Annotated in this window: 11 protein-coding genes; 2 read left to right on the top strand and 9 right to left on the bottom strand. The window is 36.5% G+C overall.

Annotated elements, in window-relative coordinates:
* Positions 1-99: 99 nt before the first annotated feature.
* Positions 100-957 (bottom strand): M56 family metallopeptidase, encoded by an 858-nt coding sequence (locus tag GXK58_RS20210; RefSeq protein WP_160724983.1) that lies wholly within the window; start codon positions 955-957, stop codon positions 100-102.
* Positions 958-1,374, bottom strand: a complete 417-nt coding sequence (locus tag GXK58_RS20205) for a BlaI/MecI/CopY family transcriptional regulator (RefSeq protein ID WP_160724982.1) — start codon at positions 1,372-1,374, stop codon at positions 958-960.
* 286 nt (positions 1,375-1,660) lie between these two features.
* Here GXK58_RS20205 and GXK58_RS20200 point away from each other — a divergent pair, with 286 nt between their 5' ends.
* On the top strand, positions 1,661-2,155 hold the full coding sequence (locus tag GXK58_RS20200; RefSeq protein ID WP_337248202.1) for a DUF1259 domain-containing protein: 495 nt from the start codon (positions 1,661-1,663) through the stop codon (positions 2,153-2,155).
* 317 nt (positions 2,156-2,472) lie between these two features.
* On the opposite strand, the gene GXK58_RS20195 is transcribed toward GXK58_RS20200, so the two are convergent.
* Complete coding sequence (locus GXK58_RS20195) at positions 2,473-3,042, bottom strand: glycoside hydrolase family 2 TIM barrel-domain containing protein (protein ID WP_272928170.1); 570 nt, start codon at positions 3,040-3,042, stop codon at positions 2,473-2,475.
* 45 nt (positions 3,043-3,087) lie between these two features.
* Between GXK58_RS20195 and GXK58_RS20190 the strand changes: the two genes are divergently transcribed.
* Entirely contained in the window at positions 3,088-3,249 is a 162-nt protein-coding gene (locus GXK58_RS20190; protein WP_160724981.1) for a hypothetical protein, read from the top strand.
* 109 nt (positions 3,250-3,358) lie between these two features.
* Here the strand turns inward: GXK58_RS20190 and GXK58_RS20185 are convergent, their stop codons facing one another.
* From GXK58_RS20185 to GXK58_RS20160, 6 genes are all read right to left on the bottom strand, one after another.
* Positions 3,359-5,557, bottom strand: a complete 2,199-nt coding sequence (locus GXK58_RS20185) for a glycoside hydrolase family 3 protein (RefSeq protein WP_160724980.1) — start codon at positions 5,555-5,557, stop codon at positions 3,359-3,361.
* Between the two features lie 171 nt (positions 5,558-5,728).
* A complete protein-coding gene (locus tag GXK58_RS20180; RefSeq protein WP_160724979.1) occupies positions 5,729-6,469 on the bottom strand; it encodes a response regulator transcription factor in 741 nt (246 codons plus the stop codon).
* Positions 6,470-6,663: 194 nt separating this feature from the next.
* Entirely contained in the window at positions 6,664-8,925 is a 2,262-nt protein-coding gene (locus tag GXK58_RS20175) for a glycoside hydrolase family 2 protein (RefSeq protein WP_160724978.1), read from the bottom strand.
* 357 nt (positions 8,926-9,282) lie between these two features.
* On the bottom strand, positions 9,283-10,677 hold the full coding sequence (locus GXK58_RS20170; protein ID WP_202171409.1) for an MFS transporter: 1,395 nt from the start codon (positions 10,675-10,677) through the stop codon (positions 9,283-9,285).
* 359 nt (positions 10,678-11,036) lie between these two features.
* The gene (locus GXK58_RS20165) at positions 11,037-12,098 is read right to left on the bottom strand and encodes an AraC family transcriptional regulator (RefSeq protein WP_160724977.1); all 1,062 of its coding nucleotides are present in this window, start codon (positions 12,096-12,098) and stop codon (positions 11,037-11,039) included.
* 78 nt (positions 12,099-12,176) lie between these two features.
* Entirely contained in the window at positions 12,177-12,500 is a 324-nt protein-coding gene (locus GXK58_RS20160) for a cupin domain-containing protein (RefSeq protein WP_237389723.1), read from the bottom strand.
* Between the last annotated feature and the right edge of the window lie 101 nt (positions 12,501-12,601).

The raw sequence follows: 12,601 nt of genomic DNA, 5'->3' as shown, positions 1-12,601 counted from the left end.
CAGATAATGGTCAATAATTCATAAGACCTATTCCATATTTTTTAACCGATACATTCAAAAAAGGGTTGGATTTGGCCTCCAATCCTTTTTTGAAGTAAATTATGCTATTACTAAAAGAAGTAAAATGAACATTAGCACATTTAACGAAATAATGATGGATTCCATTTCGGCTTTAACCGGAATGGTTTGCTGCGGATTAATTAACTGCTTCAACCTGTAATCGACTGTTCCATCCGCAAAATAAACAACTGCAGGCGTAAGATTTGTATGGGGATTCAATTTCCTCTTAATTAGCTTTAGCAAAGCACTGCCCAAACCGATTTCAGAGCCCATGCGATGGATCGCAAATTCATCGGCAATCAGTTCTACTAGAATTCGATAATTTTGATAAGACCATTTCGTAAGCGGGATATACCATAGCACTTCTGATATGATTTGCAAAATAAAGACCTTAAGTCCATGAAAATATTTTTGATGGGAAGTCTCGTGATAAATGACGGCTTCTAATTCCCCAGAATCTAACATCTGCATTAGCGCAGTAGAAAACACCATTATCGGTTTCCAAAACCCGAATGTGAACGCCAATAGCTCTTCACTCTCAATAACCACAATGTCATCTTTTTTTCTGCAAAAGGTTTGATTTAACTCTATTGATTTCTCCTTGTTCATCATTGCGTGAATTTTGCTTCGAAAAGAACTAGAAAGGACGAATTGATCGAATACCCTTTTACATATAAGAAAAGCTGAATAAAGAATATACGAATTGATGAGAGCCAAAACTGTGTAATACGCAAAAGTGCCTTTTTCAAATAAACTGACACAGAAATTAAATACATTAAATAAATCTATTGGCCCTAAAAAGATATTTAATAGATACATTGCCATTTGGGCAAACAATATAATCGCAATCAAGAAGGCCAATCCTAAAAAGGCAGTTGATTTTTGTTTCATATCCATTTAATTTCTGTCCTTTTTTAATTGTTCTAGCTTTTGTTCCAGTTTTTGCAGTAAAGAATCATCTACATCCGTTAAGGAGTCCAACATATGATTTACTACGAGTCCCCCAAATTCATCTAAGAGGTTTTCGGTTAGTTTCTTTGATTGGTGATGGATAAAATCAGCTTTGGATTTTACGGGTTTAAAGATTGAAGTTCTACCTGCCAATCTCTTGGTAAGGATGTTTTTATCAACGAGACGATTCATTACCGTCATTACCGTATTAAAGTTTATTGGTTTCTCCTTTTCTAATTCAAGCTGGACTTCCTTAATACTCATCTCATGGCCGTTCCAGAGAATGTTCATGATTTTGGCTTCAAGCGGGCCAAAAAAGCGATTTAGTCCTTCTTGGTCAAAACGAAAATTATTAATGGACACTTGCACTACCACCCTTCCATTACAAATTGTAGTGTAAGATACACTATTATTCAATCCCATTTTATTGATTTGTTACGAAGTATATAATCGTTGCGGATGCACAAACAATCCCGTTTACCGTTGGTGGCAACACCTCAGCAGCAGCTTACTTGATTGGATATACCATTGCAACACATTTAATAAGCGAGAATCGCTAAAAATAGGTTTTTGCTGTGATTAATATGTCCATGCTTGTCCACCCTTGTCGAATAAACTAACTAGTAATAAGGACAAGGAGGTGGTTAAAGTGAGCAGAAGAGAATTTGATAATCTGGGAAATCAAAACTTCTATAGTAATAGGGGAGGCGATGAGAGCAGCGAGATGGAATCAAGTTCAGAACATGGGATGAACCGAGGTGGCAATCGTTCATCTTGTCAACAACTGGCTGATATTATTGGCGGTGAGGTTGTGACGCCTTCTCCAGTGTGTGTCATCATGCGTCTTCGTGACATTCGGGCAACGATTCTAGGTCGTCGTACTCAGTCTCCACTAGCTCTTCCATTTATGTTATCCTTCGAGAACAATGGTCTTAATCTTGGAGAAAGTGTACTCCTTCAAAGAGAAGTTAATCCAATGCTTGATGCACTACGAAAAAGAGGGCTTATTGTAACAGCATTTCATAACCATTGGCTGTTTGAAGAGCCGCGCTTAATGTATATGCACTGGGAGAATGTTGGGATGAGTCCGACTGAGTTTGCTAAAAAGAGTTTTGCAGCTGCAAAAGAAGCAGGCCTGTTCTAAATATTTGAGCCATTTGTGATGTTTTCTATTACAAATGGCTCTTTAACTTTATGGCAAAATGGGACTTTAATCTTCCCCAATAGTACGAAGTTTCATTAGAAAACCATACATAAGCAGGAAAATCATAGTTCCCATAGTTTGAAAGGTTGAAACCATAAATTTTATCGAGAAACTCCTCTTGGTTTATCCCTACTGTTCTAATCTCATATATTTTCAACCTTTATCCCAAAATCCAGTATTGTCATTTTTAATCAAATAAACTTTGATTCAATGACAATACTGGATCTTCCTATTGCTATTAAAAGAATTAACAGCCACTATTCATGATAAGAATGGAATATTTCCTTTACTTTATTAAAGGCAAGCTTTTCTCTTCGATAGATATCTACTAATCCCTTATTATTCTGGGATTTAGGCCTTCCATGAAACCATCCACTGTCTACCCTGCAATCTGAATACTGCCAGATAATCACACCACTTAGATCCTCATCATATAAAATAGAAGTTATTTGTTCAGTTAAAGCATACTGCTGGTATTCTTCCGTCCACTTTTCCTGGTTATTACTCCTAAAACCATAGATTGCGCCCGCTCCTATTTCACTAATCAATAATGGTTTGCCTGCTCCACCCGTACTATTAACGAAATTTTTAAGATTGCTTAAAGAATCTTTTACTGTTGTATTATGATACCAGCGCGGATAGATATTAAAAGAGACAATATCAACCAGATCCAGGCACAAATCTGAACCTATAAAAGCTTCAAGACTGGCAAAGGATACAGGGCGGCTGGAATCCAAGCTCTTAATAAGTTCAAACTGCTTCGCATAGCAGGAACGTCCAAACTCCGTGTTGCTCACACATTCATTTAAAATACCCCATAGATAGATGGATGGTTGATATGATTTTCAATCATTTCTAAAACAGATACAACGGTGCCTGTTAATGAGTATGTCGTACCGACTTACAGTCTCCTGGTTGAGGCTGGTGCAAAAGATGTCCAGCTGTCCCTGTTCGATAAAGTGGTCGATACTACAGGCCTTTACAAAAAAGAAGACGGTACACCAAGAAACCATTTATTACATCCTTCCATTTGAATATTGTATAGTTCTTCACAAGGACAAAGCTAATTTACAGCGTAACTATTTATTGAAAAGGTAAAAGGAGCCGCCCCATCTCGTGGGACAGCTCCTCCAATTTACTATTTTATTTCTTTTGTACATGATCCGGTGTTCCAATTTCCCCAGCATGATCAGGTTTTCCAACAGCCTTCCCTTGATTATAAGAAAGGCCAAATCCGTACTCGTATTTGTTACCAGCTTTATTTACATAGGAATAATCAGAATATTCCTCAGGTGCGAAGCTAGGGACATCGCCAACTTCTTTGTCTACTGCATCAGCACTAGCAGGGATGGCCATCGGCAGCTTGCCTATCGGGTTAAATTCCCCACGAATGACATCGATTACTGCTTCTGACTTCGTTCCGTATGTAGCCAGTACAGCAGCCGCATTTGGTTCAATCTGATTAATTAACCATGGGCTGATAAAGTTAATCGCAGTAATCGTTGGAACTGTTTTTTGGATATCAACAATTTTATCAACATTGGCAATTCCTGTTTCAGGACCTACGGTTATTCGTGGATTATTATCCCAGTTCGATTGTGCTGGCTTCACCCAGACAAATGCATGTGTTGCGTCTTCCAGCTTGTCCACGATGGTGATAGAAGCATCGTGTTTTTTAAAGGTCTGTTTTAAATTGGCTGTTGCTGCAGCTGCGTCTCCGCCAGTGAACATTTCAACATAAAGCTTTACTTTTTGCATCTTAGCATCTTTTAACGGCAAGATATTTTTATCATTGCGTAATAAAACAACAGACTTAAGGTGTGCTTCATCTGCTAATTTCTGTGCTTGGGGGTCTGCCACCACGTCTAAGGCATTTTGAGGATTCACATATGGGTCTTCAAATAGACCTAAATTCATCATTTCTGTCAGTAGCAATGAAACAGATTCGTCCACTTCCGCTTCTGATAACAAACCTGAATTTACTGCATCTACTATAAGCTGCGGGTCGGATGAGCCTGAAATAAGATCGGTCCCCGCCTTTATAGCCTTAGCTGCTTTTTCTACTGCAGTTAAGCTTTCGGCACCCCAAGCGTTCCCTCCAACAGCACCTGTATCGGAGTTAACATAGCCTTTGAATCCGAGGTCATTGCGCAAGAAGTCCAAAATCCCTTTATTTAGTGCAAAGCCCACTTCCTCAAATTGCTGAGTAGGAGTGTACCATGGCAGTCCTTGGTCCGCACTCGCATTGCTTGGATAAGCGTAATATGGCATAACAGACGTAACATTAGCTTTAATCGCTGCCTGGAAGGTAGGAATGTGATACTTTAACAAGCTGCCTTCGGTCGGATATGGATTGAATTTACCATTCTCAAAGTGAGGGTCTAATCCATTGTCACGTGCCCCTCCACCAGGAAAATGCTTGACTGTGATAGAAACACTGTCGCTTCCAAGTTTCTCGCCCTGGAAGCCGGTTATCACGTTATAAACCATCTCTGAAGCCAGCTTAGGGTCCTCTCCGAAGGTATCTTCAATCCTTGCCCATAATGGGTCTGTGGCAATATCTGCTGTATATCCGTAAACCTTTCTTATACCGGCAGTTCTCCATTCCTTGGCTGCTATTTGTCCAAATTTCTTAACTGCTTCCGGATCACGTGCAGCAGCAAGTCCCAGCGGTCCAGGCCAGAAGGTATGCATGCCTGCACCATCACTATTATTGGTGTAATCTGTGGAAGCATGGTTGCGGGGGTTAGAAGTCACTACAACCGGAATGCCCAATCTCGAAGATTCAGCTATCTCCTGCAGTTGATTCGTGTATTTAGCAATCACATCGACAGTCGGAGTTTGCCGGAAGATGACATGGCGCATATTTTTTGCAACTATCATTGAGTCATTTGTACTTACGTATTTTCCATCGGCCGGGTTTGCAATCGGAGTGTGAGTGTTAATCAACATCATGCCTGCTTTTTCAGCCAGGGTCATCTTTGATACCAGATCGGCTGCGCGCTGAGTAACTGGTATTCTCCAGTCCTCGTAAGAATCCAAATTTCTGTCACCATCTAAATCCCGAAATTGCTTACCAGCCACTGTGAGAACGCCTTTCTTTGCTGCCTCGATTTCAGGCTGGCCAGTAACTTGATTTGCGGGGATGCGATAAGTTACGGTATCTGCCCCTCCATTTCCGGCATTTTGAGAGGCTGGGTCGACATATCCCAAGTCTTCATTACTCGCTGCACTTACCTGCGGAACCATGATTGGAGCTAATAGAGATAAAGCTAGAGCTCCGGTTAGAAGTGTTTTTCTCAGTCTTGACGTTTTCCTTATTTGCTTTGTTATGGACGCCATTTTCTTCCTCCTATCGATTAGTTTTAGCAAGCGCTTTCACTTTAATTTTAAGAGGATATTATATGAAAGATGTATAGTTTTTCTTTGGGTATATTTGTGTTTTTTTTAGAAAAATGCAACCATTTCCCTAATCTAAATTTCTATCAAAAAAATTTGAGCCATTTAATTGGCTCAAATAACAGATTTTCGATATTCTGATGGGGAGCAGCCGGTAATCCGTTTAAAGTTATTACTGAAATAGGCTATATCGGAGTATCCTGCCCTCTCCGCAATCTCTGAGATCCTTAAGGCAGTATGTTGTAACAGTTTTTTGCTTTCTTCTATTCGGAGCTCAGTAATATATTCAACAAACTTAATATTTAGCTGCTGTTTGAACAAGTGACTCAGGTAACTTGGATTCATATGCACGCACTTTGCAGCATCTTTTAATGTTATTTGATCTAATGGTGTCTTTTCAATATAATACAATACCTGCTCTATTGGGGAGGCTGGGAAAGTATCATCCTTTTCATGTTGATTATTTCTTTTTGATTCCTCAATCGTACGTTTAGTTAACCAATTCTCAAGACATTCTCTTAGTTCAGTTTCTTCAATCGGTTTAAGGAGGTAATCTATCACACCGTTTCTTAATGCCTGTTGAACCAGATGAAATTCATTGTGACCACTAATAACGATGAGGTCCTGTCTTCTATTCAATTGATTCAATTCTTTTGCAAGTGATAGCCCGCACATTATAGGCATACGAACATCTGTAATAATAAGGTCAACCTCATTTCGTTTGATCCAGTCTGATGCATCTAATCCATTTACGCATTCATGGATAATTTGTAAGGGAAGACCCAACTTATTGATTGTCCATTTTAGGGCAGTTCGAACCCATTTTTCATCGTCAACTAATAAGATTGTTTTCATATTCCTCCCCTTCCTTTTCTTACACTGTAATTGAATATGTACATTCCAGGATTGAGCTAGTTTCATAGACTAGATTATTAATCAATCAATGTGCAGTTTGCATCTCCATGTTCTTTTTATAATGCTAATTTAAGTAAAAGCTGGCATGATGAAATTCATCATGCCAACTTTTTCGCTAATGAGTTCCTAGAAGATTATTTAACAACCTTCCAAGTAGTAACAGAATCTGTTACATTTGTTCCATCTGCTTTTTTAGCTGATGCAATTACTAAATTGCCACTATCTTTTAGTTCTACACCATCCCAAACAAATACACCTGGCTGCTGCAATCTTCCCTTACCATAATCCTTTCCATTTACAGTTAAAGTAACTTCCTTCAAGTTTGAATAAACCTTTACCGGTGTAATAGTTTCATCTCTATCGGTATATCTTCTGCTTGTGACATATACAAATTGGTCATCCTTATTCCATTGAGCTTTATAGAAATAGAATGCATCCTTCTTAACTTGTCGGTCATATGATACGAGCCCCTTAGTATTAATACCTGGAGTCGAGGCTTCATTTTTACCAGCAACGCCAAAGTCAAACATATTCCAGACATGAGTTGCCCATAACCAAGGACGTTCACTTATGATACTCCATGCACTTTCATGAAGATAATTTTGATATTCCTCTGGCTGCCATGGACCACGAGAAGCTGCGCTATTCCAGTTATTGATAAAGTCTTCATCAATTACGTCATGCTGATAAGGGTTTGCTCCGCCACCATACTCTGAAATACCTAGTGGAACATTTGGATGCTTTTCATGTAATGTGTCAAGATAGTTAGCTAAATCTCCAGCTTTATTATAATACCAACCAAAATAGGTATTAAAAGAGGCGACATCTATGCTTCCACTTTCATTCCAAGCCAAATGTCTATCCAAAACTTCCTTATAACCTTCAGGATCACGGGAATTATTCCCCTGAATAGCGTGAGTAGTCAGTCTGTTCGGATCTAATTCTTTTGCCTTCGTTGCTAAACGGTTAATCAATTCAGTTGCCTTTGCATATTGCTCATCTGGAGTTAGACTGGTGTTACTCATATAAGAGCCGCTTCCTCCAAATTCGTTCTCGAGACCCCATGTTACGATTGAAGGATGGTTATAGTTTTGCTTAATCAACTCAGTCAATTGTGTTTCAGCGTTGTCTGAAAATTCTTTTGTTGATGTCATTGCATTAACCAATGGCATTTCAGCCCATACCACCAATCCCATTTCATCAGCTTTATCGTAATCATACTGTGAGTGTTCATAGTGAGCTAATCTCAATGTATTTGCTCCAATTTCCTTAATAAGGTCAAAATCCTCTGCTCTGACTGAATATGGTACAGCATTACCGTAACCCTTTCTATCCTGGTGAAGGTCAACACCATGGAGCGGATAACTTTTACCATTCAGGAAAAACCCCTTATTTGGATCAATTGAGTAATAACGGAATCCTACTTTTTCGTTTACCTGGTCAATTACCTCTCCTTTTCTTGCTACCGCAACTTCAACAGTATATTGATAAGGATCCTTTGTACCATTCCAAAGATGTGGATTATTTACGATCATTTTACCAGTATATTGAGCGATATCTCCTGATACATTAGCAGATTTTAACTTTTTCCCATCCGTTTTTAATTCTGTTCTAGCTCTGACTTTGCCCTCTGCATCTTTTATTTCAGCTCTAACTTCTATAGAGTTGAAAATACTTTTAAGATCATCATTATTTACTTTAACTGGTACACTAAGTGTAACTTCAGCGTTTTTCTCAATGGATTTATCATTTGGAATGGTTACATATACACCATTTGAACCATAATCGTCAACATCAATATGAGTTTTATCTGTAACTAATAGATTGACACTTCTGTAGATTCCGCCCCAGAAAGTAAAGTCTCCTCGTAATGGTGCAGAATCTTTAACTTCATTGTTTACTCTTACAGCGACAGTATTTTTTTGTCCATAGTTTACATAGTCTGTAATATCGACAATAAATGCGGAATACCCACCAATATGGGTATGTACAGACTTACCATTTACAAATACTTCTGCTTCTTTGTTTGCAGCTTCAAATTGCAAGTATACCTTTTTACCTTCGTAGGAGGCCGGAATATCCAATTCCTTTCTGTACCATCCATCACCTTTGTAGTTCTCTTCAATCCCACTGCCATCCTCTGCGTTCCAGGTATGAGGAAGGCTTATCTTCTGCCAGCTGCTATCATTAAAATTAATGGCACTATAGTTTTCATCTGTACCTTGTGCACCCTTATGGAATGTCCAATCTTGATTAATATTCATCACAAATCTACCAATATTGTATGCTGCAGCTTTATTCCCTTGCTCCGCATTCGCACTTGGTATAGCAAGTGAAAATAACAGTAAGATCCCCAACATAACTAGTGACGATTTTTTTAAATTAATCCAGAACATCTTTCTCCCCCATTCTATTACTCATTGTTAAAACACTTACAGTACGTTTAAGTTTTTTATATTAATTGAGTTACCTCCTTATCTCTATTTATAAAGCGCTTACTTATTCTGATTTTATAGCTTAATAGAATATTCAGTAATGTCATTTTTTAAGGAGATTATATGTTTTTTTAGGTTAGATTGTTTAATTACTCCTAATTAACTGTGAACAACAATGAACCTATAACATAAAGAAATCCCACCTTTATTTCCGGTAGGATTTTCATGGGTTATAGAATTTCATTCTATCGCTTAGGAATATTAAAACTTTTTCAAAGGGAGTCTACTATTACTACCATGGAGCAACGCAAAGATAAATTAATTTACTTCCAATTCAAGTGAGTTACCACAATTTTCATCTGAAGCATATATTTGTTTATACATAGTCTTATCAATATTATAAAATTTCATTGCTATAATACTTATAATATCTCCTAATATAGGAAAACCTAAATAAATCAACAAGGATGTCCAAAAAAGTTCAGTAGTTGGCTGAGCATTTGCATGATACCCTGCAAGTCCCATTAGTAGCCCTACAATAGAACCTGCAAAGGAACTAATAACTTTATCAATGAAGGAAAATGAAGATGCAACCATTCCAGGAATAAATTTTCCAGTTTTATATGTATGATAGTCCACGACATCTGCTATCATTGGATCAACATTTTGTGCTGTCAATCTTCTACAAAGCGTGTTTAAAGACATTAGAAGTATAAAAACAGGAACTACATCGAAAGGGCGGAAAAGCAGTAATGAGACAGAAAAGATTAAATTTATCCAAGCTCCTAAGACAAAAGCCTTCCTTAGTCCAAATCTAATGGCAATTCCTCCAGCGAAAAAGGCACCAACAAATGCCACTATCGTAGAATAGCCGCTTACCATTGGCTGCAGGCTCACATTTTGAACCGCATACATATAGAAATAAATCAATGCTGCACTATCAACGGTATCCGCTAATTTGTTCGAAGATGCTGAAATCATTAACATTTGTAGAGGTTTGTTACTTTTGATAATATTCCAGTAATCTATTACCTTTACTTTTTCTTTTCTTTGATCTCCTATTCTAAAAATCTCAGGTTTATCTTTTGCAGATATCGCAAACAATGCTAAACCAAGTAAAACTAAATTTAAAATGACAGCAAATGTAGAAACCCACTTCCAGCCCGATTCGGTTCCAAATCCACCATTCATATTAATCACTGGAACTACACTCACCAAAAAAGCCATACTCAATAACGTGCTGTATACTCCTCCAGCTATACCAGAAACAGGTCTTTGTTTAGGATTCCTTGTTATGACTGCAAGCACTGACTTATTAACGGTTGACATCATAGAATAACCTATATCCCATAGTCCATAAAAAAATATAATCCAAAAAATTTGAAAGTTTTCCGGAATAATAAAAGACATTTGGAATAACATGATTAAACTAATATTCATGATGATTGATCCGCTAACTAAAAACGGTCTAAACTTCCCAAATTTTGTTTCAGTCTTATCAATGAAGGTACCTACAATTGGATCTATAAAAGCATTAAAAAGCCTAGATACTGTTAAAATGATTCCGGTTATCACAGGATTCATTTTTAGGGCTTCTGTAGCAAATACCATAAAGAATGAAATAAATAAGAAAAAATGAACATTGGATGAAGCTGAACCTAATGGTGTCATAATAACGCGCCACAATTTTTCACCTGAATTTTTTATAGTCACAGATATTACCCCCTTTTTTTTTTGAGAAAAAAGTTAAACAGTAATTCTATTTTTCTATTTATAACTAAGACAAGTGTAAAGGTTTACAATAACTTGTTCAAATTGTGATATTAATAATTATTTACCACCGGTTTCGATCAGCCTTATCCTCTCCAAATTTAAATTTTTACTAGTCGTTATTTCCACACTATCTATTGCTTTACCGTTGCATTACTTTAATATCTTTACCTTCCTTGAATATATTGTATATTTAATATACATTTTCTGCGAGAGGTTTTTCTGCATTCTAAATTAGGCTAATTATATTTTTTTTAAGATTTCTCTTTTGATATACAAAAAACAAAAAAGACAGAACTTTTTTATTCTGTCTTTGTTTTTCTTTGATTTGTTAATTTTATTTTGTATTGATTCGGAGTCATACCGTACGTTTTCTTAAAAACTTTATAAAAGTAACTTAAGTTTGTATATCCTAATTCATATACAATATTTTCAATTGTCATATCTGTGTTTTTAAGTAATTTGCTAGCCTCTGACATTCGAACATCAGTCAGTAGATCCTTTAAATTTTTGCCAAATTCTTTTTTAACAAGACTGCTTAGATAACTTGGATGAAAATGAAAATACTCAGCCATTTCATTAAGATTTGTATCCTTATATCTATTTCTAATATAAGTTAAAATTCTATCCTTTACCTTATGCTGTTCATCCTTTATAAGTGCTCCTGTGCTATAAGTAATTTCTCTTGATAGTTCTGTAAAAAGAATTAGCAGGTACCCGTTAATAGCAGCTGAAGATTTCATTTCTTTTGAATAATATTCTATCAGGAGGTTCTCTAAAATGATTTTTATGAAAGAATCGTCTTTTACATGGTGTTTTAAGAAATTTTGTTCCTTACTCTTAGAGTAAAGACTATTGATGATAAAATTGGATATATAGTTATCATCCGACAATAAATACATGAAAATGCCATCAAAAAATTCAGGTGTTAAAATAATATTGACAACGACATCTGATTCACTTAAAGGCAAGGAGCTATGTACGACATTTCTATCTAAAATACATAAATCCCCTTTATTCATCTCGAACTGACTACCTTTTATTTCTTGAATATATCTTCCTTCTAAAACATATACAATTTCAATATATTCATGTTTGTGTTTTAAAATAGGTATATTTTTTGTTTTTCTCCTTATTACAAACTTATTTGTTTTTAGCTCTTTATTAGGATAAGATGTTATAATTCCTTCCTCATCTTTATCCATAATAATTTTCCATTCTTTATCCTCTAACTTATTTTTAGAAATAAAAGGTAGTTGTTTAGGATTTTTAGGATCCTTGTCTTGATTACTGATTAAATATTCCTCTATGACAGTTCTTTTATTAATTACCTCCAACAAATTCTTATAACCTTGAAGTCTCATAAAAATGTACTCCTAATCAGACGAAAAAATAAAAGCGATTTCAATTTAATTGTTCTATCAAGTATATCTCATTCACACTCAAACAAAATCTTCCCGCTGAGGTGTAAAAACGTCCAATATAATAGAGTTGTCTTCCAGGGCTTTTACTCCATGCAATGTATTTGAGGGTACGTAAACGCTGTCACCTTTTACCACTCGTTGGACCTTTCCATCCAAATGAAACTCAAAACTTCCCTGAACAATATAACTAACCTGCTCATGAGGGTGAGAGTGAATGGCACCAATTGCTTCCTTTTGAAAACTTACTTCTGCCATCATCAGGGTGCCGCCTCTTCCCAAAAGTTTCCTTTTTACACCTTCTCCTGCATCAACGATTTGCTCATTCTTACCAAAGAAAATCAAGTCATCTACCCCTTTTCAGTTAATTTATCAAATTACTAAATCCACAGAGTTTTTATCTTAAGATAGTTATAAGCACAAACAATTTTCTTTTCTCTTCATTT

The organism is Bacillus sp. USDA818B3_A (assembly GCF_009928415.1).
Taxonomy (GTDB): Bacteria; Bacillota; Bacilli; order Bacillales; family Cytobacillaceae; genus Neobacillus.
The sequence above is the reverse complement of the archived record's forward strand: the minus strand, read 5'-3'. Positions and strand labels throughout refer to the sequence as shown.